The organism is Klebsiella sp. CN_Kp106, assembly GCF_040064575.1.
Lineage (GTDB): Bacteria > Pseudomonadota > Gammaproteobacteria > Enterobacterales > Enterobacteriaceae > Klebsiella > Klebsiella michiganensis.
Genome location: NZ_JBEAIG010000070.1, coordinates 153,740 through 176,813, shown reverse-complemented (window position 1 = coordinate 176,813; position 23,074 = coordinate 153,740). Strand labels below are relative to the sequence as shown.

Genomic DNA, 23,074 nt, shown 5'->3' with positions numbered 1-23,074 from the left:
GATCGATTTTCCCCCGCGGCACAATGCGCGCCCTGGCGCAGGAGAGGGAACAATCAGGCTTCGCGATGAAACGCGATCAGTTCCGGACGGGCAATACGCAGATAGTCGGCGGTATCAAGGATGATGGACTTATCAAGCTGCCCGGCGTTGAAGGCGATTTCCGGGAAGCGCTCAAACAGCAGCGGGTCGGCGACCAGGCGTAAAGAGGGGTGGAAGCTGAAAGGGGGAATGGCGCCAAAGACGCAGGCGGTCAGGGCGTCAACTTCCGCCGGACTGGCCAGAGAGGCTTTGCTGCCGCCGACGTATTCGGCCAGCCGGGCTAAATCCGCCTGCAGATCGGCGGCAAGGATAGCCAGAACGTGCTGATTAACCCCATGTCCTTTAATTTTACATACCAGCGCTTTTGCTCCCTGACCCAGCGCGGTGCCGCGGATCTTCGACACGGCTTCACACTTTCCGACGGCTTCATGTTCCACGACCCGGTAACGGGCGTGGTCGCGGTTAAGCAGCGCCAACAGCTGCTGATGAATACTCACTTTTACCGGCGCGTTCATGTCGTTTTTTTCCTTAAAAATAAAACCTCAAGATTAATCCTCTCGCCCCGGGTAAGCGTGTTTTTTTTGCTTTTTATTTTCGTACAGCCGGGCATCCGCGATTTTCATGACGTCGGCCAGGCTATCCCCCGGCGCCATGCTGCAGGCCCCCCATGAGAAATTAACGCGCTGGTTAATGTCAATTTCCTTCAGGTGCTGGCGAATACGCTCGGGTATATTTTTCGCCTCCTGTTCCTCATAATCGATCAGTATCAGGAAGAACTCATCGCCGCCCAGCCGGATGCCGTAATCGCTTTTACGTATGGCGGCGGAAATGGACTGGGCGAGCAGCACGATGGCGCGGTCGCCTTCATCGTGTCCCCAGGTGTCATTAAGGTATTTTAGCCGGTCGCAGTCCAGCGCCATAAACACGATATTCACGCCTTGCTCGGTGAGCTTTTGCATACGCGATTCCAGCAGCGAGGAGAGAATTTTTCGGTTGTACAGACCGGTTAAAGAATCACTAATGTTTTCTTTAAAAACGTCGGTATACAGGCGAAAGTGCATGCGTACCAGGTGCAGCAGAACGCCGGTAGATATCAGGTAAAACAAAAATAGCTTCCAGGAGCTAAGCAGAAAATAGGACATATCCAGCGACAGCGAAATGTGCAGGTTTTCCGCCACCTGCTGGCTATGGTGGGCGTAGCTGAAAAAATGCGTGTTGCTGCGGTGAACGCGGATTTCAGACGTTGAGTCCGAGTCCGTTAAGGTGATGTCGAGATAGCGCCAGACCAGGGGGCGGTCGGTGGTATAGAGCAGCTTCTCAATATCGTGACGAGTGACGTCCACCATCACAATGCCCTTCAGCCGATCCCGATGATAGACCGGGGTTAAGAACGACAAAATATTCTGTCCGGTTAATGCGTCAGCATAGATGCTGGAAATTAGCGTACGCCCGCGAAGTAAACCGTTAAGACTGAACTGAGTGATGCCCAGTTTACTGTCGTGAAGAAAGTTCCAGTTATCAACGGGGCTGCTATCTATCTCAATCGGCGAATAGAAATACGCGTATTTATTGTCTAAATCGAGGTAATAGCGGAAGCGTTTATCGGATTTGAAGGTTGCCGAATTCAGCGCGGCGATAATATCGCTTTGGGCGATAGCGGCATCAAAAGCCTGCAGCGCCGGGAGATCGTTAATCCACGGCTCGCACGAAGGCTGGGTGGTGCTGAGCGTACCGTGAAGCCCGGGGAAGGTATGCCCGGCGATATTGAGCCCGTATACGTTGCCATTGGTCTGCACGCCAGCGCAGGCCTGTTGGGCCTTTTCGGCAGTGGGATGCGTATCCAGCTTTCGCGAGACCTGGGAGATAACCAGCTGATTTTGATATTTATCGTACAGAAAGGCGGATTCGCCCTTCTCGACGATGTAGCGCATGTATTCCGACATATCCCGATGGCTGGCGACTAATTCATACACCAGAAATGAAGATGTCAGGACAACCACCCCCGCAGAAATGAAATGACGGAGTAATTTATTCTGTAATTTCATGATGATAATTTCGCCAGCACAATTAAGACAATTCTACCATGTGCGGCGCAGGGACGCCACGTTCGGTGGCAGGCAGACTGTTTATCTATCCAGTGCCGGAATCGGGCACCACCGCGCGGCAATGAAAATAAATAGTTTATTAAATATGAGGGCGCTAATGAATATTGCTGTCGTAAATATCCTGCAAAATCCATTTTTCACTCATTTTATCCTCAATGAAATATGCTGCAATGACGCTGCTATGGCTATCCTGGTGCAGCTAAAAATGAAATAATGTTAATTATCAAGCGAACTTTTCTTATTTTTACCAGTCCTTAGCAGGGTTACAGGCAGTACTATTGAAAGCGGCAATGAGGTTATGATGATGGAAAACGCAGCGGTGCAGGGAACCCCTCGAAAGTTTAAAAAAATAAGGGCGCTAAACAGGCGTCGAAATTATTTTTTTAAGAAAATACGCAATGATCTGCGAGTCTATATCGCTAAAGCGTTCTGGGATAGTCGCGCGCGCCACGAAGCTGATTTAACCTCCGCGAAAACGGTGCTGTTAATGCGTAATGAAGGTGCGATCGGCGATGTAGTTGTTGATTCAGCGCTGGTTAAATGTCTTCACGAGGCGGGAATGACCGTTGACTTTCTGTTGACCAAATCCAATAGTCAGGTCATGCGCTATAATCCTCGTATTCGCCATATCTATGAGGCCGAGAATGTCGACTCGGCGGATTATTTGCACAAATTTACCCATAACGTTCCTCAGTCAGTTATTACTGAGCTTGCGAATAATAAGTACGATATTGTAATCGACCCGTCGTTGTTTGATATTCCGGTACACAGGATGCTGCTGTTACGACAGATAAAGCCCAGAGCGGTACTGGGTTTCAATAAGTGGCCTTCTATTAAACACTACAGCAAGTCTTTTGATTTTGACTGTGAAAACTGGCACGTCAGTAAGACATTTTCTTTTATCGCTGATTATCTGCAGCTGGATAAAAAATCTCTGCAATCTTATGATCTGCATATACCACAGGATATCTGCCAGCAGGTTCGTGATTATCTGGCGGCGCTCAACGGGCGTAACGTGGTGATTAATATTTTTGCCGGGCATCAGGACCGCAGCATGTCGCAGGCGCAGCTGGCAACGCTTCTGGTCAGACTGTGTGAGGATTATCCGGACGTCAATATCATATTGCTCGATCATCGCAATGAAATCCGGATCCCCCTGCCGGAGAAGGTCTGCGTGAATCCGTTTAAAACGCTGCACCACTGCATGGCGCTTATCGCCGAGGCCGACTTAGTTATCTCGCCGGATACCTCGGTGGTCCATATGGCGGCGGCGTGGAAAAAACCGCTTATCGCGGTCTACAAAGATGTGCGGATGAATAATCGACTCTGGGCTCCGGGGTACGACAACGCGCGGCAGATTATCGTTAAATGCGGCAAGGTATACCAGCTGGAGAGCTTGCCCGACCTGATAATGTCGGAGATTGATCCCGTCACCCTGCAACAGGCGCGAGCCGGGTAAGGTGGGGTAAAAAAACAGCCAGCGTCTGTGCTGGCTGTCCGGAAAGGCTTAACCGTCCGCTTTTGAGGTTTGCTTATGAAACAGTTCACGGAACACCGGATAAATATCTTCCGGGTCGCGAATATGCTGCATAGCAAAGTTTTCGAAGGTTGACTGCAGGTGTTCATATTCCCGCCACAGCGTCTGGTGCGCGCGCCGGGTTATCTCGATATAGCTATAGTAGCGCACCACGGGCAGGATTTTCTTCGCCAGCAGTTCGTGACACAGCGGTGAATCGTCCGCCCAGTTATCGCCATCCGAAGCCTGCGCGGCGTAGATATTCCACTGCGCCGGGTCATAGCGCTCTTTGACCACTTCATCCATCAGCTTCAGGGCGCTGGAGACAATGGTGCCGCCGGTTTCTTGCGAATAGAAGAATTCGTGTTCGTCGACCTCTTTCGCCTGCGTATGGTGGCGGATATAAACCACATCAACGTTTTTATAGGTCCGGCTGAGGAACAGATACAGCAGGATGTAAAAGCGTTTTGCCATGTCCTTTGTCGCCTGGTCCATGGAGCCGGAAACGTCCATCAGGCAGAACATCACCGCCTGACTTGACGGTTCTGGCCGTTTTTCGTAGTTCTTGTAACGCAGATCGAAAGTGTCAATGAACGGCACGCGGTCAATTTTCGCCCGCAGTTCGGCTATCTCTTTACGCAGCCGCTCCTCTTCCAGCAGCTGCGCCGGTTCGCTTTTGCTAATGGTGTCCAGGTCTTCTTCCAGCGCGTGCAGTTCCCGGCGTTTACCGGCGGTCATCGCCGTGCGGCGCGCCAGCGAGTTTTGCAGCGAGCGAACGACGCTGATGTTAGCGGGCACACCGTTAGCGGTATAGCCCGCGCGATGGGTTTTATACTCCGTCAGCTGACGCTGCTGGTTTTTCTTCAGGTTCGGCAGGGCGAGATCTTCAAAGAGCAGATCGAGATATTCGTCTTTCGAAATCTGAAAAACAAACTCATCCTGGCCTTCGCCGTCGGCGCTGGCCTGGCCCTGACCGCTGCCTCCACCGCCTCCGCCGCCCTGAGGGCGCTCAATGCGGTCATTCTGTACGAAGTGATCGTTACCCGGGTGTACGCGATTGCGCAGGCCGCCGCGCCCCTGATGAAACATCGGTTCGTTAATATCGTCCGTTGGGATGGAGACGGACTCTCCGCTCTGAATATCGGTCACCGAGCGCTTGTTTATGGCCTCGGAGATCGACTGTTTTATCTGCGCTTTATAGCGGCGCAGAAAGCGCTGCCGGTTGACGGCGCTTTTATTTTTCCCGTTCAGGCGTCGGTCTATGAACCAGGTCATATGCCCTCCTGTACTGCATTTGCCAACTTATGCCCCGGCCATTCAGGCGCAGAAATATGCCTGGCGCTGAATGTCATTGGGTCTTCGCAGTTATTATTAGCCCGGCAGCCGCTGCCTGCCGGGCTGGTCTATCAGGATGATTTACGTACCCGCAGATACCATTCGCACAGCAGGCGAACCTGCTTGCGGGTATAGCCTTTCTCCATCATGCGGTCGACAAAGTCATCGTGTTTTTTCTGCTCATCGGTTGACGTTTTGGTGTTGAAGGAAATCACCGGCAACAGCTCTTCGGTATTGGAGAACATTTTCTTCTCGATAACCGTGCGCAGTTTCTCGTAGCTGGTCCAGTTTGGATTACGCCCGCTGTTGTGCGCTCTGGCGCGCAGCACGAAGTTGACTATTTCATTACGGAAGTCTTTCGGGTTGCTGATCCCGGCGGGCTTCTCGATTTTCTCCAGTTCCGCATTCAGCGACTCGCGGTCAAACAGCTGGCCGGTATCCGGGTCGCGATACTCCTGATCCTGAATCCAGAAGTCAGCGTAGGTGACATAACGGTCAAAAATGTTCTGCCCGTACTCCGAGTAGGATTCAAGGTAGGCGGTCTGGATCTCTTTCCCGATAAACTCGGCGTATTTCGGGATCAGATAGCCTTTGAGGAACTCAAGGTAACGCTCTGACTGCTCCTGCGGGAACTGCTCGCGCTCGATCTGCTGCTCGAGGACGTAGAACAGATGCACCGGGTTGGCGGCGACCTCGGCATGGTCAAAGTTAAATACCCGCGACAGGATTTTGAACGCGAAGCGGGTAGACAGGCCGTTCATCCCTTCATCAACGCCGGCATAATCGCGATACTCCTGATAGGATTTCGCTTTCGGGTCGGTGTCTTTCAGGCTTTCGCCGTCATAGACGCGCATTTTTGAATAAATGCTTGAGTTTTCAGGCTCTTTCAGGCGCGACAGAATGGAGAAGCGCGACAGCGTTTCCAGCGTGCCCGGCGCGCACGGCGCATGGGTCAGCTCGCTGTTGTTAAGCAGTTTTTCATAGATACGGATCTCTTCCGAGATACGCAGGCAATAAGGCACCTTGACGATATACACGCGGTCGAGGAAGGCCTCATTGTTTTTGTTATTACGGAAGGTCACCCATTCCGATTCGTTGGAGTGGGCGAGGATAATCCCGTTGAACGGCAGGGCGGAGATCCCTTCGGTACCGTTATAGTTGCCTTCCTGCGTCGCGGTCAGCAGCGGATGCAGCACCTTGATAGGCGCTTTAAACATCTCGACGAACTCCATCAGCCCCTGGTTGGCGCGGCACAGAGCGCCGGAGTAGCCGTAGGCATCCGGGTCATTCTGCGCGTAGTGTTCCAGTTTACGGATATCGACTTTACCGACCAGCGCCGAGATGTCCTGGTTGTTTTCGTCACCGGGCTCGGTTTTGGCGATGGCAATCTGCGCCAGGATTGACGGCCACACTTTCACCACGCGGAATTTCGTGATGTCGCCGCCGAATTCATGCAGACGCTTGGCCGCCCACGGCGACATAATCGTCCCCAGATAGCGGTTTGGAATGCCGTACTCTTTTTCGAGGATTTGCGCATCCTCCTGCGGGTTAAACAGACACAGCGGATGGTCGTTGACCGGGCTGCGCTCACCGTTTGCGCTGAGCACATAGATAGGGACGCGCTGCATCAAGGACTTCAGGCGTTCGGCAAGCGATGATTTACCGCCGCCCACGGGGCCCAGCAGATACAGAATCTGTTTCTTCTCTTCCAGCCCCTGAGCGGCGTGTTTTAAGTAAGAAACAATTTGCTCGATGGCATCTTCCATACCGTAAAACTCTTCAAAGGCCGGGTAGCGCGCGACGACCCGGTTTGAAAAGAGACGGGATAGCCTGGGTTCGAGGGCCGTATCGACCATGACCGGCTCACCGATGGCCATCAGCAATCTTTCTGCTGCGTTAGCATAAGCACTGCGATCTTGCCGACAGATGGTAAGAAACTCCTGCAGTGTGAACTCTTCGTCCTTGGCAGCTTCATAGCGCTGGCGATAGTGATCGAATATATTCATGGCATGCCGTCCTTTCGTTTTTAGCACAGGTTGAGAGCCGTTCATATGAATAGTGGGAGCCCCCGGAAGAGGTAAGCTGCACAGCGCTCTCTGAATCTCCAGCAACCCTTATGCCAGGTTGGCGAAGTCTCGGGATAACGTGCCCCGCATTTACTTCTTCTAAATTAAAGCGTAGATGCATTTGGAAAACTTGCATGGCGCAGAAAATCAATTTCAATGACTTATCAACAACTCATCCTGAAAAGCAGCGTCTCATTCGCACTTCGGGTTTCGCCGCGTCATGACGCTGTCATTCAGCTGTCAGCAGGCGGTCATCTGATGATGAGAATCTGGTGAATTCAGTGTAATGACTGGTAAAGAATTTGAGGCATGACGTATACAACGTTAAACTGCCTGCGCTAATAATTTGACAACAGGAATATGGATCGTGACTAAAATCAAACTTCTGGCACTTGGTGTGTTGATTGCGACTTCAGCATCCGCCGTACACGCTGAAGGGAAGTTCACTTTAGGGGCGGGTGTAGGCGTCGTTGAACATCCGTACAAGCAATATGATGCTGATGTTTACCCGGTGCCGGTGATTAATTACGAGAGCGATAACTTCTGGTTCCGCGGCCTGGGCGGTGGCCTCTACCTGTGGAATGATACCAACGATAAGCTCTCCGTGACCGCCTACTGGTCGCCGATGTACTTTAAGCCAGGCGACAGCGATAGCGAGCAGATGCGCCGTCTGGATAAACGTAAGTCCACGGTGATGGCAGGGCTTTCCTACGAACACTATACGCAGTACGGTTTCCTGCGCACCGCGCTGTCGGGGGACACCCTCGATAACAGCAATGGTATCGTGTGGGATCTGGCCTGGCTGTATCGCTATACCAACGGCAACCTGACGCTTACGCCGGGTATTGGCGTGGAGTGGAACAGCGACAACCAGAACGAGTACTACTACGGTGTTTCGAAGCATGAATCGAATCGCAGCGGCATGCGCAGCTACGATCCGGACAGCAGCTGGAACCCGTACCTTGAGCTGTCGGCTAACTATCGTTTCCTCGGCGACTGGAGCGTATACGGCGTGGCGCGCTATACCCGCCTGTCTGACGAAATTACCGATAGCCCGATGGTGGACAAATCCTGGAGCGGGCTGATTTCAACCGGGATCACTTACTCCTTCTGATAGTGCATTATTACAGTGCGATTTGTGCATCAAAACAGGGCGTAAAGCCCTGTTTTGCATTGCGGTGGTGCAATCAAACACAGGAGCATGTCATGGCAGAAAGGACCATCCGTTTTGGCGAGCATTCAGCGGTTCCGCTCATAGGGCAGGGGACCTGGTTCATGGGCGAAAACCCGGCTCTGCGCGCGCAGGAGTCTGCTGCACTACGCGCGGGCATCGATCTTGGCCTGACGGTGATCGATACGGCGGAAATGTACGCCGACGGCGGCGCCGAAGAGGTTGTCGGCGAGGCCATTCGCGGGCAGCGCGAGCGCGTGGTGCTGGTGTCTAAAGTCTATCCGTGGAATGCTGGCGGTCGCAAAATAGCCAGCGCCTGCGAGGAGAGCCTGCGCCGCCTCAATACCGACTATCTGGATCTCTACCTGCTGCATTGGCGCGGGGACTATTCATTGCAGGAGACGGTTGCGGGCATGGACGCGCTCGTTGCGCAGGGAAAAATTCGCCGCTGGGGCGTATCAAACCTCGATTACGATGATATGCAGGAACTCTGGCAGGCGGACGGCGGCGAACAGTGCGCGACCAATCAGGTGCTCTACCATCTGGCCTCCCGCGGTATTGAACATGACCTGCTGCCGTGGTGCCAGCAGCAGCGGCTGCCGGTGATGGCATATTGTCCGCTGGCTCAGGCCGGTCGACTGCGCAATGGACTTTTAAATCATACCGTTGTGAAAAATATTGCGCAGGCGCGGGGCGTAACCGCGGCGCAGATTCTGCTGGCGTGGGTGATTAGCCACCGGGGCGTAATGGCGATCCCGAAAGCGTCAAGCATTGAGCATGTCAGGCAAAATGCCGCGGTGCTGGATATTGTGCTGAACGATGAGGAGCTTGCGCTTCTGGATAACGCCTACCCGGCGCCGGCCAGAAAAACGCCGCTGGATATGGTCTGAACAAGCGTTAAAGAAAAGCCCCGACTTCGCGGGGCTTCAGCCGTCATCCGGCAGATATGGCGCACACGCGGTTAACCCGTGGGCCAACCTTCCTGGAGTTAGCGTTTCACCACGCGAAGGGTTTGCGTCAGGCGCGAAGGTTTCTCTTCGCTGGCCTTCTGCGTTTCGGTCACGCAGCAGGTTTCTACACAAACGAAGGTCTTGTAACCATCATCCGGCATGTCGCCCATGCTGACGGAAAGCGCCGGGCCCGGGTTCCAGGCCACTACGTTGCTGTTGTGATGATGCGTAACGTCGATGTTGCGGTTCAGCGCATCGTCATGAATCACGCTGCAGGTTTCGGCATTCAGATAGACGCGGTCGGTACGATCGGGAAAAGTCTCTGTGCCGTTGCTTAATACGCCTTCTTCCGCATTTTTCACTTTATCAATATAACGGTCGCCCAGACCGCTGACCTTCACTGCCGCAATGTCGCCGACGTTGAAATAGGTATGCAGGGCTGACGTGGTTTCAAATTCGCCGTGCGCCTCCAGCTCAATTTCGCAGGTTTTGCCCAGCTTAAAGCGCGCCAGCAGGGTGAACTCGTGCGGCCAGTACTGGCGGGTGGCGTCGCTGCTTTTCAGTGCAAAGGTCAGCACCACGCCGTTGTCGTCTTCATCGTGCCCTTTCAGGGCCCACGGCAGGTTGCGGGCGAAGCCGTGGGAGGGCAGGCCCTGCTGAGCAGAAGGACCAAACCACGGCCAGCAAATCGGCACGCCGCCGCGCAGGGCAACGCCGTTTTTAAATGGAGTGTTGCCGCTGAGCCACAGGACTTCTTCTTCGCCAGCGGGCTTCCAGGAGAGCAGGTGAGCGCCCTGGAAAGCCACGGACGCTTTCACCTGCGGATGGTCAACGACGATCAGCTCCAGGTCATCAAGCTGGCGGCGGGAAAGTACAGGGGTAAGCTGTTCGATAACCGGGAGGGCAAAAATTTTATTAATCATTACGCAATCCTTTATCTTCAGACAAAAAAAAGAGCGACCGAAGTCGCTCTTACAGATTACTGTCTCATCTCAACTTATTTGGAGATGTGAGCAATCAGGTCCAGAACCTTGTTGGAGTAACCAGTTTCGTTATCGTACCAGGAAACCAGTTTCACAAAGTTGTCGTTCAGAGCGATACCCGCTTTGGCGTCGAATACGGAAGTGCAGATTTCACCGTTGAAATCGGTGGATACCACGTCGTCTTCGGTGTAGCCCAGAACGCCTTTCATTGCGCCTTCGGAAGCAGCTTTGATTGCTTTCTTAATTTCTTCATAAGAAGCAGCTTTTTCCAGACGAACGGTCAGGTCAACAACGGATACGTTCGGAGTCGGAACGCGGAACGCCATACCGGTCAGTTTGCCATTCAGTTCTGGCAGAACTTTACCTACAGCTTTAGCAGCGCCGGTAGAGGACGGGATGATGTTCTGAGCTGCGCCGCGGCCGCCGCGCCAGTCTTTGTGAGACGGGCCATCAACGGTTTTCTGAGTCGCGGTGGTTGCGTGAACGGTAGTCATCAGACCTTCGATGATGCCGAAGTTGTCGTTGATAACTTTTGCCAGCGGAGCCAGGCAGTTGGTGGTGCAGGATGCGTTGGAAACGATGTCCTGGCCTTCGTATTTGTCAAAGTTAGCGCCTTTAACAAACATCGGAGTGTTGTCTTTGGACGGGCCAGTCAGTACGACTTTTTTCGCGCCAGCGGTGATGTGTTTACGAGCGGTTTCGTCGGTCAGGAAGATACCGGTTGCTTCAGCAACAACGTCAACACCCACTTCGTCCCACTTCAGGTTAGCCGGGTCACGCTCAGCGGTAACACGGATTTTTTTACCGTTAACGATCAGATGACCGTCTTTCACTTCAACGGTACCGTTGAAACGGCCGTGAGTGGAGTCATACTTCAGCATGTAAGCCATGTAGTCAGCGTCTAACAGGTCGTTGATTGCAACGATCTCGATGTCAGAACGTTCCTGAGCAGCACGGAAAACAATGCGACCGATACGGCCAAAACCGTTGATACCTACTTTGATAGTCATATATTCCACCAGCTATTTGTTAGTGAATAAAAGGTTGCCTGTAAAATTACAAAAACCTTACGCAGCGTCAAGCGGAATCGTGTCAATCATTGCGACAAATCAATCCAGAGCATGCCTTTGCGCGGTCGATTTATCCCACTTTCCCTTTGAGCCCAATTCCATATGGGGGCTGCGCCCGGAATTTTAAAGGTCACTGAAGATAAAAATGTGATATTCATCACAATTGTGTGGCTGCCTTTTGGCGTCGCCTAAGTTTAGAACAAAAGTGCACGCTTCATTGTTAATATTTTGTTAGAATTGACGTGAAAAGTTGTCCTTTCACAGCGAGAAGCAAGCCAATGTCGAATAAACCCTCTTCGGACGAGCTCAAAAAAAATTTGAGCGAGATGCAGTTTTACGTGACGCAGAATCACGGTACTGAACCGCCGTTCACCGGGCGGTTGCTCCACAACAAACGCGATGGCGTCTACCACTGCCTGGTGTGCGATGCCGCGCTGTTTCACTCGCAAACCAAGTATGATTCCGGCTGCGGCTGGCCAAGCTTTTATGAGCCCGTCAGCGATGACGCTATCCGCTACCTTAATGATTACTCCCACGGTATGCAGCGCACGGAAATTCGCTGCGGAAACTGCGATGCTCACCTTGGGCACGTATTCCCGGATGGTCCACAGCCTACCGGAGAGCGTTTTTGTGTTAATTCGGCCTCATTAAGCTTCACCAATGATGAAAACGGTGAGCAAATTAAGGGTTGAAAAAACGATTCAGCAAATTATTCCAAACGGGGTTGGCGGAAGATGGAAATTGAGCGGATTATTGACGGTATGACGCCGGAAGTTTATCAGCGCCTGGCGACGGCGGTTGAGCTGGGTAAATGGCCGGACGGCGTGGCGTTGACTGACGAACAGAAAGAGAACTGTCTGCAGCTGGTGATGCTCTGGCAGGCGCGATACAACGTTGACGCGCAGCATATGACCATCGATACCAACGGGCAGATGGTGATGAAGAGTAAACAGCAGCTGAAAGTTGACTTTGGCATTACGCCGCAGCCTATCGCAACCTTTAAATCCTGAGACTGCAAAGGCCTGCGTCAGCCCGGCTAACTGCGCGCCGGGCTCTGAGGCATTACAACGTTACTTCTTGTTCATCATCGCTTTAAGATCGGCGAAGGGGTTATATTTCGCTTCGCCGACGCTTTTCTGCGCATCTTCGCCAGCGACCACCGTCGAGCCATACAGATCGGCTTCGGTGTATTTTGAGTGCTCATGATCGTGACAGTACAGGCACAGCATCTCCCAGTTGCTACCATCTTCCGGGTTATTGGAGTGGTCGTGGTCAATATGGTGTACCGTCAGTTCACGCAGGTTTGAATAGACAAACTCTCGCGAGCAGCGTCCGCAGACCCAGGGGAAGAGCTTCAGCGCTTTTTCGCGGTAACCGACTTCCAGACGGGCGTAGTTTTTCGGGATATAAGCCATAATACCCATGCCTTTTGTTGCAAATGAAAAGCTGCGCCGGAGCCGGCGCAGCGGAATGGGGTTATCATAACCTATTGTGCTGGCGCTGACACCGCGCAGATCAGCGTTTGATCCCCAATGACTCGGCCAGCTGTTTCGCTAACTGATTCTGGTCATCGGCGCCGTACTCCCAGAACATCGCGCCACCCAGCCCCTTGCTCTTGATGTAGTCAGCCTTGATGGCCACCGAGCGCGGGTTCTCATACGAAAGCGCAAAGAGGGCTTGACCGTCGGCGGACTGCACCGACAGCCACGGTACCTTCGCTTCATCATCCCAATGCTGAGTAAAGCGCTTCTGCGGATCGTTGATTAACTTCGCCACGATATCGTTATATTTCACATAGGTATCTTTGGTCAGATCGACGCCCAGCGATTCAAACAGTTCAATCTGTTGAGCCGCAAAATAGGGGCGGGTGGCCGGGTTTTTCTGCGCGTCCGGCTTGCTCCAGTCAATACCCGGCTCGACGGCGCGTTTGGGTATCCGGCCATAGAAACCAATCCCCAGGTTCATCTGGCTCGGCTTTAGACCGGCGGCAAGGTAATTGTTCACTATAAAGTCCGCGCTGTACTTATCCGCTTCTGCGACCGTCGGCCAGCGGGTTGAATTATACAGGTTGGAATTGAAGTACTGGGTACCGTAGGCCAGGTCGTAGGTCATCAGGTTGATGTAGTCGAGCGATGGCGCAATGGCTTTGACGTCCACCCAGCTTTTTGGGCTCTCCGCGTTGGCGCCTACGGCGATGGTCACCAGTTTTTTATTACCGACCGCCGCGCGCAGTTCTTTCAGCAGGGCGGTAAAATTATCGCGATCGGCCGGTTGGCTGGCGACCAGCCCCCACGCGCCGTTGACCGGATACTCCCAGTCCAGATCGATCCCATCGAGACCGTATTTTTCAATAATCGCCTGAGCGGACTGAATAAACACCGCCCGGGTTTCCTTCGTCGCCGCCGCGCCGGAGAATCCGCGCGCTCCCCAGCCGCCTACGGAAAGCAAGACTTTCAGGTTCGGGTTCTGCTGGCGCAAGCTGGGGATTTTCTGTAAATCAGCCTGCACTTTCGGCGACAGCCAAATTTGATGCAGCTTGCTCGGATCTTTCAGGGCGGCGTTGGTTTCGTCTTTTTCATCGTTGTAAACCAGACCAAACGAGTAGTTGAGATGGGTAATCTGGCGTACGTCCAGTTTATCAATATCGCCGCCTGGACCGGCAGTGACGTCGCCGCCGCCGTTAAAGTAGCCGACGGACATCAGTGAGTTAGCGGAAACAACGCTTGCGCAGAGCAGGGGTAAAGCTGCCAGTAAAGGCAAAAGTTTCATAGCGGATCCTCTTTGACTTAAAAGTGACATTGAAAAGCAAACACGCCACGGAAATGGCGTGGCGAAAAAAACAGCTCGTGCAGCCTAGCATCTTCCGCTGCGCAAAAATGCGAAGCGGTTCACGGCTGCATTAGCGAAGCGGTAGTGCGACGACGTCCTTTTCTTCACTTCAATCATCTCCCTCGACGAATTTTGCCGTATTTGTGATCTGAGTTGTGAAATGCAGATCAATATCTGTGTTTTAAAGATTTAATATTGACCTTAAAGATTCTGTGGTTAAGTATGGCCTTCACTGATGCAAAATCATTAAACAAAGGAAAACGCAATGAAAGCACTGGCAAGATTTGGTAAGGCCTTTGGCGGCTATAAGATGATTGATGTTCCGGAGCCGGCGTGCGGACCAGATGACGTGGTGATTGAAATCAAAGCCGCCGCCATCTGCGGCGCGGATATGAAACACTACAACGTGGACAGCGGCTCTGATGAATTTAACTCCATTCGCGGTCACGAATTTGCCGGTGCAATTGTCCGGGTTGGCGAAAAGGTCAAGGACTGGAAGGTCGGCCAGCGGGTGGTTTCTGACAACAGCGGGCACGTCTGCGGCGTGTGTCCGGCCTGCGAACAGGGCGATTTTCTGTGTTGTACAGAAAAAGTGAATTTAGGCCTGGACAACAATACCTGGGGCGGCGGATTTTCGAAATACTGCCTGGTGCCGGGGGAGATCCTCAAAATTCATCGCCACGCGCTGTGGGAAATCCCGCCGGGCGTTGATTACGAAGAAGCTGCGGTGCTGGATCCTATCTGTAATGCCTATAAATCGCTCGCCCAACAATCCAGGTTTCTTCCCGGTCAGGACGTGGTGGTTTTCGGTACCGGTCCATTAGGGCTATTTGCCGTACAGATGGCGCGCATTATGGGGGCCGTTAATATTGTGATGGTCGGTCTGGAAGAGGACGTCGCGGTGCGTTTCCCTGTTGCCAAAGCGCTCGGGGCAACGGCGGTCGTCAACGGTTCATCCGAAGATGTGGTCGCCCGCTGCCAGGCAATCTGCGGCAAAGATAATCTGGGGCTGGTTATCGAATGTTCCGGCGCCAATATCGCTCTCAAACAATCCATCGAAATGCTGCGCCCCAACGGTGAAGTGGTGCGCGTGGGTATGGGCTTCAAACCGCTGGACTTCTCCATCAACGATATCACCGCGTGGAACAAAAGCATCATCGGGCATATGGCCTATGACTCTACGTCCTGGCGCAACGCCATTCGCCTGCTCGCCAGCGGCGCTATCAAAGTCAAACCAATGATCACGCACCGCATTGGCCTGTCGCAATGGCGCGAAGGGTTTGACGCCATGGTCGATAAAACCGCCATCAAAGTCATCATGACTTACGACTTTGATGAATAACCCCCGTGATAAAAGGAACGTTATCCGATGGAACAGATAGCAAAACCGCACTGCGGCGCCAGGCTGGATCGCCTGCCTGACTGCCGCTGGCACTCTTCAATGTTTGCCATGGTCGCTTTCGGATTACTGGTCTGCTGGAGTAATGCCGTTGGTGGATTAATTCTCGCGCAGTTAAAAGAGCTCGGCTGGACCGACAATTCGACTACCGCCACGTTCTCCGCCATTACCACGGCAGGTATGTTTCTCGGCGCGCTCGGCGGCGGCATCATCGGCGATAAAATTGGGCGTAAAAACGCGTTTATTTTGTATGAAGCGATTCATATTATCGCCATGGTCATTGGGGCGTTTTCCCCGAATATGAGCTTCCTTATTGCCTGTCGTTTTGTCATGGGCGTGGGATTAGGCGCGCTGCTGGTAACCTTATTTGCCGGTTTCACCGAATATATGCCCGGCAGAAATCGCGGAACCTGGTCCAGTCGGGTCTCGTTTATCGGTAACTGGTCTTATCCGCTCTGTTCGCTAATCGCGATGGCATTAACGCCGCTAATTAGCGCGGAATGGAACTGGCGCGTGCAGCTGTTGATCCCGGCCGCGTTGTCGCTGATAGCTACCGTGATTGCCTGGCGCAGTTTCCCTGAATCCCCCCGCTGGCTGGAGTCGCGCGGGCGCTATGCGGAAGCTGAGGAGATAATGCGGGCCATTGAAGGGCGGGTGGCTCGGCAGACGGGCAAGCCGCTGCCGCCGGTAGTTATCGATGATGACGGCAAACCGCCGCGCGCCGTTCCTTATTCGGCCTTATTAACGGGCGCATTGCTGAAACGGGTTATTTTAGGCTCCTTCGTGCTGATAGCCATGAACGTCGTCCAGTACACCTTAATTAACTGGCTACCGACGATATTTATGACCCAGGGTATTAATCTGAAAGACTCAATTGTCTTAAATACCATGAGTATGTTCGGCGCGCCGTTCGGAATTTTTATCGCCATGCTGGTGATGGATAAAATTCCCAGAAAGACGATGGGTGTAGGCCTGTTAGTGTTAATTGCCGCGCTGGGATATATCTATTCGCTGCAAACCAGCATGCTGCTGATTACGTTAATTGGCTTCTTCCTGATTACGTTTGTCTATATGTACGTCTGTTACGCCTCGGCGGTTTATGTTCCGGAAATATGGCCGACTGAAGCGAAGCTTCGCGGGTCGGGTCTCGCGAACGCGGTGGGGCGAATCAGCGGTATCGCCGCGCCTTATGCGGTGGCGGTACTGCTTAACGGCTATGGCGTAACTGGTGTGTTTGTGCTGCTGGGGGCCGTCTCTATTATTGTCGCTATCGCTATTGCAACCATCGGAATTGAAACCAAAGGCGTCTCTGTCGAAAGTCTCGGTATTGATGCAGTTACCAGCAAATAATATTGACGGGAAATAAAATGAAAAATTCAAAAGCGATATTAAAAACACCGGGCACGATGAAAATTATCGCTGCCGATATCCCGGTACCCAAAGAACATGAAGTGCTGATCAAAATTGAATACGTCGGAATTTGCGGTTCAGATGTCCACGGTTTTGAGTCGGGGCCCTTTATTCCGCCGAAAGACCCTAATCAGGAAATTGGTCTGGGACACGAATGCGCCGGTACGGTGGTGGCCGTAGGCAAAAGCGTGAGCAAATTTAAGCCGGGCGACCGGGTGAATATTGAACCCGGCGTGCCGTGCGGCCACTGCCGCTACTGCCTGGAAGGAAAATACAATATCTGTCCCGACGTCGACTTTATGGCCACGCAGCCAAATTATCGCGGCGCGCTAACCCACTATTTATGCCATCCGGAGAGCTTCACTTACAAACTGCCCGATAACATGGACACCCTTGAAGGCGCTTTGGTGGAGCCTGCGGCGGTTGGCATGCATGCCGCAATGCTGGCGAACGTCAAGCCGGGCAAGAAAATCGTCATACTTGGCGCAGGCTGTATTGGCTTAATGACCCTGCAGGCATGCCTTTGCCTGGGGGCAAGCGACATCGCGGTGGTTGATGTGCTGGAAAAACGCCTTGCCATGGCCGAACAGCTCGGAGCCAAAGTCGTTATCAACGGCGCGAAAGAGGACACCGTTGGGCGTTGCCAGCAGTTCTCCGGCGATATGGGGGCCGATGTTGTTTTTGAAACGGCCGGGTCTGCCATCACCGTTAAGCAGGCTCCTTACCTGGTGATGCGCGGAGGAAAAATCATGATCGTCGGTACGGTTCCCGGTGATTCAGCCATCAATTTCCTCAAAATTAACCGTGAGGTCTCGATTCAGACCGTCTTCCGCTATGCCAACCGCTATCCGGTCACCATAGAAGCGATCTCCTCCGGGCGTTTCGATGTGAAATCGATGGTGACGCATATTTATGATTTTGAGGATGTTCAGCGCGCGTTTGATGAATCCGTTAATAACAAACGCGAGATTATTAAAGGTGTTATTAAAGTTAACCATTAATGTATTGCAAAGGGAGAAACAACCATGCTGGCAGATATTAAATATTGGGAAATTGATGCCCAGAATAAACATTATGCGATTGCCCACTTTAACGTGTGGAATGCGGAAATGCTGATGGGAGTTATTGATGCAGCGGAAGAGGCTAAGTCGCCGGTGATTATCTCTTTCGGTACCGGATTTGTGGGCAATACCTCGTTTGAAGATTTTTCGCATATGATGGTTTCGATGGCCAAAAAGGCGTCGGTTCCGGTGATTGCTCACTGGGACCACGGGCGCAGCATGGAGATAATCCACAACGCCTGGGTCCACGGCATGAATTCGCTGATGCGCGACGCTTCAGCCTTTGATTTTGAAGAGAACATTCGCCTGACCAAAGAGGCGGTGGATTTCTTCCATCCGCTGGGTATTCCGGTTGAGGCGGAGCTGGGGCATGTGGGGAATGAAACGGTCTACGAAGAAGCGCTGGCGGACTATCACTATACCGACCCGGATCAGGCGGCGGAGTTCGTCGAGCGTACCGGATGCGATTCGCTGGCGGTGGCGATTGGCAACCAGCACGGCGTCTATACCTCAGAACCGAAATTGAATTTTGATGTAGTGAAACGCGTGCGCGAGGCGGTATCCGTTCCGCTGGTGCTACACGGCGCGTCCGGCATTAGCGACGCGGATATTAAGCAGGCCATTTCGTTAGGTATTTCGAAGATTAACATCCATACCGAACTGTGCCAGGCGGCGATGGCGGCGGTACAGGAGAACCACAATCAGCCGTTCCTGCACGTAGAACGTGAAGTTCGCAAAGCGGTGAAAGCGCGCGCGCTGGAGAAGATCAAACTGTTTGGTTCTGACGGGAAAGCGGAATGACAATATGGATAATATCGAGGTTATTTGTCTGGGTGCGGCTATCGTAGATATTCCTCTGCAGCCGGTGAGTAAAAATATCTTTGATGTCGACTCTTATCCGTTAGAACGCATCGCCATGACCACCGGGGGAGATGCCATTAATGAGGCCACTATTATTTCCCGACTCGGTCACCGAACAGCATTAATTAGCCGGATAGGGAACGACGCAGCAGGACATTTTATTCTTGAACACTGCCGCCGGGAGAATATTGATATCCATAGCCTGAAGCAGGATAGCGAAATCGATACCTCAATTAACGTGGGCTTAGTCACCGCCGATGGCGAGCGTACTTTTGTGACTAACCGCAACGGGAGCCTGTGGAAGCTGAATATTAACGATGTTGATTTTGACCGCTTCTCTCAGGCAACGCTGCTGTCGCTGGCGAGCATTTTTAATAGCCCGCTGCTCGACGGCAAAGCGTTAACGGAGATCTTCATTCAGGCCAAAGCGCATGGGTTAATTATTTGCGCCGATATGATTAAGCCGCGGCTTAACGAAACCCTTGAGGATATTCGTGAGGCGCTGAGCTACGTCGATTATCTGTTTCCCAATTTTGCCGAGGCAAAACTGCTCACCGGCAAAGAGACGCTGGATGAGATTGCCGACTGTTTCCTGAGCTGCGGCGTAAAAACGGTCGTCATCAAGACCGGTAAGAGAGGCTGCTTTATTAAGCGTGCCGATATGAAAATGGAGGTTCCGGCGGTTTCTGGCATTACCGCCATCGACACCATTGGCGCGGGCGACAATTTTGCCTCGGGATTTATCTCCGCGCTGCTGGAAGGCAAGCCGCTGCGCGACTGCGCGCTGTTTGCTAACGCAACGGCCGCGATCTCGGTGCTTAGCGTAGGCGCCACCACGGGCGTGAAGAACAGAAAGCTGGTTGAACAACTTCTCGACGAATACGAAGGGTAATAGCAGCAGATGAAAATGATTCCTTTAGGCAGTACGGATATGACGCTTTCCCGCATGGGATTAGGCACATGGGCCATTGGCGGCGGCCCGGCATGGAACGGCGATCTCGACCTGCAGATATGTATCGATACCATTGTTGAGGCGCATCGCTGTGGGATCAATCTGATTGATACCGCGCCGGGCTACAACTTCGGCAACAGCGAAGTGATTGTCGGCCAGGCGCTTAAACAGCTTCCGCGCCGTGAAGTCGTCGTCGAAACCAAATGCGGTATCGTCTGGGAGCGGACGGGTAGCCTGTTTAACAAGGTCGGCGATCGCCAGCTGTACAAAAACCTGACGCCCGAGTCGATTCGCGAAGAGGTGGAGGCCAGCCTGCAAAGGCTGGGTATCGACACCATTGATATCTATATGACCCACTGGCAGTCGGTGGAGCCCTGCTTTACGCCAATTGCGGAGACCGTCGCCACGCTGAACGCGCTAAAGAAAGAGGGCAAGATTCGCGCCATCGGCGCGGCGAACGTCGATGTCGGGCATATCAGGGAGTACCTCAAACACGGCGAGCTGGATATCGTGCAGGCCAAGTACAGCATTCTTGACCGGGCGCTGGAAGCCGAGCTGCTGCCGCTCTGTCAGCAGAACGGTATTGTGGTGCAGGTCTACTCGCCGCTTGAACAGGGGCTACTGACCGGCACTATCGGCCGTGATTATGTTCCCGGCGGCGCGCGTGCTAATAAGGTCTGGTTCCAGCGGGAAAATATGCTGCGCGTGATTGATATGCTTGAGCAGTGGCAGCCGCTGTGCGAAAAATACCGCTGCACCATCCCCGCGCTGGCGCTGGCGTGGATTTTAAAGCAAAGCGATTTAATCACCTTACTCAGCGGCGCCACGGCGCCCGAACAGGTGCGTGAAAATATTGCCGCGCTGACCATCGCTTTGACGGATGATGATTCATTATTGATGATACGAATGGCGGAAGCGGTGGAGACAAAATAAGAGCGGCATCATTGACCTCTGTTTCTGTGTAAAAGAATATTGGAATCTGCTATTCGGACATGTTATTTTGAAAACAAACATGTCCTGGCAGAGGCCAGGGGGTTATTACTTTGCGGGAAACAGAGGTGTTATCGTGGCGGCAAAAGACAGGATTCAGGCCATTAAGCAAATGGTGACTAACGATAAGAAAGTGGCGGTTTCTAATTTAAGCGCAATTTTTCAGGTCACTGAGGAAACCATACGCCGCGATCTGGAAAAGCTCGAAGATGAAGGTTTTTTGACCCGAACGTACGGCGGCGCGGTATTAAATACCAGTGCTTTATCCGACAATATTCATTTTTATAAACGGGCAAAGTCTCATTTTGAAGAGAAGCAAATTATTGCCCGTAATGCCTTGCCGTTTATTAAAAATAAAACCACCATGGCTGCCGATTCCAGCAGTACGGCGATGGAGTTATTAAAGCTGCTAAAGGAGAGAAACGATCTCACGCTGTTAACCAACTCGGCGGAAGCATTTCATGAGCTGGCGCAGTCGGAAATAAACGTTGTTTCTACCGGCGGAGAACTGAATAAGAACACGCTGTCGCTGCAGGGGCGAATCACCAAGGAAATTATCAGTCGTTATCATGTAGATATTATGGTAATGAGCTGCAAAGGCCTCGATATGCAGAGCGGGGCGCTTGACTCGAACGAAGCGGAAGCGGAAATCAAGAAAACCATGATTCGCCAGGCAGCCGAAGTAGCTCTGCTGGTCGATCACTCCAAATTCGATCGTAAAGCGTTCGTCCAGCTGGTGGATTTTAGCCATATTAATTACCTTATCACTAATAAGGCGCCGGGTGCACAGTGGATTGCATTCTGTAAAGAAAATAATATTCAACTGGTTTATTAACTTCGCCGTTGGTGGTGTCGATATTGTTTTCGTTTGCACTTGGGTAATGCCATAAAAATTTAATGATGACGGACGGCGCGGCAAAAGTGACCCTGCCGCCAACGCCATACTTTATAATTTAGCTGAATTTGAGGCATCCAGATGGAACAATGTGACCCTATCGGCGCAAGATTAGACCGCTTACCCTTGTCGCGATTTCATTTTCGTATTTTTGGCATTATTAGTTTTAGTTTATTAATCACCGGTTTCCTCAGCTATTCCGGTAACGTGGTGCTGGCAAAATTAGTCAGCAACGGCTGGTCAAATAATTATCTCAATGCGGCATTTACCTCGGCGCTGATGTTTGGCTACTTTATCGGCTCGCTGACCGGCGGTTTTATTGGGGACTATCTCGGACGACGCAAAGCTTTTCGCGTCAATTTACTGATCGTCGGGATCTCTGCCTGTGCGGCAACCTTTGTGCCCAATATATACTGGCTTATCTTATTCCGCTGTCTGATGGGCTGCGGGATGGGCGCGCTGATTATGGTGGGCTATGCCTCATTTACCGAATTTATTCCGCCCGCGGTACGCGGCAAATGGTCCGCCCGACTGTCGTTTGTCGGCAACTGGTCGCCCATGCTGTCGGCGGCCATCGGCGTTGTAGTGATCGCTTTTTTAAGCTGGCGGATGATGTTTCTGCTCGGCGGTGCGGCTATGCTGTTGGCCTGGTATCTGTCGGGGATGTATTTTATTGAATCCCCACGCTGGCTGGCCGGCAAGGGACAACGACATGCGGCTGAAGAACACCTCCGGCAGGTGGAGTCGCAAATCGAGAAAGAGAAAAACATCACATTACCGTCCTGGCAGAGTACTGCCCCGGTTGCGGAGCCGTGCGCGGAAAGCGGCTCTTTCTGGCTGCTGTTTAAAGGTCAGATGCTGCGGCGAACGCTGGTGGCGATCACGGTACTGATCGCCATGAACATTTCGCTCTATACCATCACGGTGTGGATCCCAACGATTTTCGTCAATTCGGGGATCGACGTGACGAAATCTATCTTGATGACCGCGATAATGATGGTTGGGGCACCGGTGGGGATATTTATCGCCGCGCTGATTATCGACCGTTTTCCGCGGCGATTATTTGGCTCATTTCTACTGATAATTATTGCGGTGCTCGGCTACTTCTATTCGATTCAAACCGCAGAGTGGGCCATCTTAAGCTATGGTCTGGTGATGATATTTTTCCTGTACATGTACGTCTGCTTTGCTTCAGCGGTATATGTGCCGGAGCTGTGGCCAACGCATCTCCGTCTGCGCGGTTCAGGTTTTGTTAACGCGGTAGGCAGAATTGTCGCCGTATTTACCCCTTACGGCGTCGCTATCCTGCTGACCCGCTACGGCGCGATTACCGTATTTATGGTTCTTGGTTTATTGCTGGCGCTTTGCGCGCTGATTCTGTTTTGTTTTGGCATCGAAACGCGCAACGCGTCGCTGGAAGAGATTTCCGCTCTGGCCTGAGA

At 52.5% G+C, this 23,074-nt stretch carries 21 protein-coding genes; 13 read left to right on the top strand and 8 right to left on the bottom strand.

Features of this window, described 5'->3' with window-relative positions; translation table 11 throughout:
* Window positions 1-53: 53 nt before the first annotated feature.
* Both ABLU96_RS25495 and dgcJ read right to left on the bottom strand, forming a co-directional pair.
* Window positions 54-554, bottom strand: a complete 501-nt coding sequence (locus ABLU96_RS25495; protein ID WP_004850011.1) for a YbaK/prolyl-tRNA synthetase associated domain-containing protein — start codon at window positions 552-554, stop codon at window positions 54-56.
* 33 nt (window positions 555-587) lie between these two features.
* The gene (dgcJ, locus tag ABLU96_RS25490) at window positions 588-2,084 is read right to left on the bottom strand and encodes a diguanylate cyclase DgcJ (RefSeq protein WP_046878577.1); all 1,497 of its coding nucleotides are present in this window, start codon (window positions 2,082-2,084) and stop codon (window positions 588-590) included.
* Window positions 2,085-2,445: 361 nt separating this feature from the next.
* Here dgcJ and ABLU96_RS25485 point away from each other — a divergent pair, with 361 nt between their 5' ends.
* Complete coding sequence (locus tag ABLU96_RS25485) at window positions 2,446-3,603, top strand: glycosyltransferase family 9 protein (protein ID WP_064405357.1); 1,158 nt, start codon at window positions 2,446-2,448, stop codon at window positions 3,601-3,603.
* A gap of 48 nt (window positions 3,604-3,651) precedes the next feature.
* Here ABLU96_RS25485 and ABLU96_RS25480 read toward each other — a convergent pair whose 3' ends face one another.
* Complete coding sequence (locus ABLU96_RS25480; protein WP_004138302.1) at window positions 3,652-4,935, bottom strand: YeaH/YhbH family protein; 1,284 nt, start codon at window positions 4,933-4,935, stop codon at window positions 3,652-3,654.
* A gap of 131 nt (window positions 4,936-5,066) precedes the next feature.
* On the bottom strand, window positions 5,067-7,001 hold the full coding sequence (yeaG, locus tag ABLU96_RS25475; protein ID WP_004121478.1) for a protein kinase YeaG: 1,935 nt from the start codon (window positions 6,999-7,001) through the stop codon (window positions 5,067-5,069).
* Between the two features lie 427 nt (window positions 7,002-7,428).
* On the opposite strand from yeaG, the gene ABLU96_RS25470 reads away from it, so the two are divergent.
* Window positions 7,429-8,175 (top strand): MipA/OmpV family protein, encoded by a 747-nt coding sequence (locus ABLU96_RS25470; protein WP_004850021.1) that lies wholly within the window; start codon window positions 7,429-7,431, stop codon window positions 8,173-8,175.
* 92 nt (window positions 8,176-8,267) lie between these two features.
* On the top strand, window positions 8,268-9,122 hold the full coding sequence (locus ABLU96_RS25465) for an aldo/keto reductase (RefSeq protein ID WP_064405359.1): 855 nt from the start codon (window positions 8,268-8,270) through the stop codon (window positions 9,120-9,122).
* Window positions 9,123-9,220: 98 nt separating this feature from the next.
* Here the strand turns inward: ABLU96_RS25465 and ABLU96_RS25460 are convergent, their stop codons facing one another.
* Together ABLU96_RS25460 and gapA are read right to left on the bottom strand one after the other, a co-directional pair.
* A complete protein-coding gene (locus tag ABLU96_RS25460; RefSeq protein ID WP_014838178.1) occupies window positions 9,221-10,105 on the bottom strand; it encodes a D-hexose-6-phosphate mutarotase in 885 nt (294 codons plus the stop codon).
* Window positions 10,106-10,179: 74 nt separating this feature from the next.
* Window positions 10,180-11,175 carry a glyceraldehyde-3-phosphate dehydrogenase gene (gene gapA / locus ABLU96_RS25455; RefSeq protein ID WP_004138295.1) on the bottom strand — a complete coding sequence of 332 codons (996 nt, stop codon included), beginning with the start codon at window positions 11,173-11,175 and terminating at the stop codon, window positions 10,180-10,182.
* A gap of 338 nt (window positions 11,176-11,513) precedes the next feature.
* Between gapA and msrB the strand changes: the two genes are divergently transcribed.
* Together msrB and ABLU96_RS25445 are read left to right on the top strand one after the other, a co-directional pair.
* Window positions 11,514-11,927: a peptide-methionine (R)-S-oxide reductase MsrB gene (gene msrB / locus ABLU96_RS25450; protein WP_004121465.1), complete on the top strand. Its 414-nt coding sequence runs from the start codon at window positions 11,514-11,516 to the stop codon at window positions 11,925-11,927.
* Between the two features lie 42 nt (window positions 11,928-11,969).
* Window positions 11,970-12,245: a YeaC family protein gene (locus ABLU96_RS25445; protein WP_004850031.1), complete on the top strand. Its 276-nt coding sequence runs from the start codon at window positions 11,970-11,972 to the stop codon at window positions 12,243-12,245.
* Window positions 12,246-12,305: 60 nt separating this feature from the next.
* On the opposite strand, the gene yajD is transcribed toward ABLU96_RS25445, so the two are convergent.
* Together yajD and ABLU96_RS25435 are read right to left on the bottom strand one after the other, a co-directional pair.
* The gene (yajD, locus tag ABLU96_RS25440) at window positions 12,306-12,650 is read right to left on the bottom strand and encodes an HNH nuclease YajD (protein WP_004138290.1); all 345 of its coding nucleotides are present in this window, start codon (window positions 12,648-12,650) and stop codon (window positions 12,306-12,308) included.
* A 100-nt stretch (window positions 12,651-12,750) separates the two neighbouring features.
* Window positions 12,751-14,004, bottom strand: a complete 1,254-nt coding sequence (locus ABLU96_RS25435) for a glycoside hydrolase family 18 protein (protein WP_064405361.1) — start codon at window positions 14,002-14,004, stop codon at window positions 12,751-12,753.
* A gap of 325 nt (window positions 14,005-14,329) precedes the next feature.
* Here ABLU96_RS25435 and ABLU96_RS25430 point away from each other — a divergent pair, with 325 nt between their 5' ends.
* From ABLU96_RS25430 to ABLU96_RS25395, 8 genes are all read left to right on the top strand, one after another.
* Window positions 14,330-15,406 (top strand): zinc-binding dehydrogenase, encoded by a 1,077-nt coding sequence (locus tag ABLU96_RS25430; protein WP_032749518.1) that lies wholly within the window; start codon window positions 14,330-14,332, stop codon window positions 15,404-15,406.
* Between the two features lie 27 nt (window positions 15,407-15,433).
* A complete protein-coding gene (locus ABLU96_RS25425) occupies window positions 15,434-16,813 on the top strand; it encodes an MFS transporter (protein WP_064405363.1) in 1,380 nt (459 codons plus the stop codon).
* Between the two features lie 17 nt (window positions 16,814-16,830).
* Window positions 16,831-17,874 (top strand): NAD(P)-dependent alcohol dehydrogenase, encoded by a 1,044-nt coding sequence (locus ABLU96_RS25420; RefSeq protein WP_064405365.1) that lies wholly within the window; start codon window positions 16,831-16,833, stop codon window positions 17,872-17,874.
* Between the two features lie 24 nt (window positions 17,875-17,898).
* Window positions 17,899-18,735, top strand: coding sequence for a ketose-bisphosphate aldolase (locus tag ABLU96_RS25415; RefSeq protein ID WP_064405367.1), 837 nt, complete (start codon window positions 17,899-17,901; stop codon window positions 18,733-18,735).
* Window positions 18,736-18,739: 4 nt separating this feature from the next.
* Window positions 18,740-19,687, top strand: a complete 948-nt coding sequence (locus ABLU96_RS25410) for a sugar kinase (protein WP_032749515.1) — start codon at window positions 18,740-18,742, stop codon at window positions 19,685-19,687.
* 9 nt (window positions 19,688-19,696) lie between these two features.
* The gene (locus ABLU96_RS25405; RefSeq protein WP_064407216.1) at window positions 19,697-20,680 is read left to right on the top strand and encodes an aldo/keto reductase; all 984 of its coding nucleotides are present in this window, start codon (window positions 19,697-19,699) and stop codon (window positions 20,678-20,680) included.
* 133 nt (window positions 20,681-20,813) lie between these two features.
* Window positions 20,814-21,572, top strand: coding sequence for a DeoR/GlpR family DNA-binding transcription regulator (locus ABLU96_RS25400; protein WP_014228959.1), 759 nt, complete (start codon window positions 20,814-20,816; stop codon window positions 21,570-21,572).
* A gap of 141 nt (window positions 21,573-21,713) precedes the next feature.
* Window positions 21,714-23,072: an MFS transporter gene (locus tag ABLU96_RS25395; protein ID WP_064405371.1), complete on the top strand. Its 1,359-nt coding sequence runs from the start codon at window positions 21,714-21,716 to the stop codon at window positions 23,070-23,072.
* Window positions 23,073-23,074: the final 2 nt, after the last annotated feature.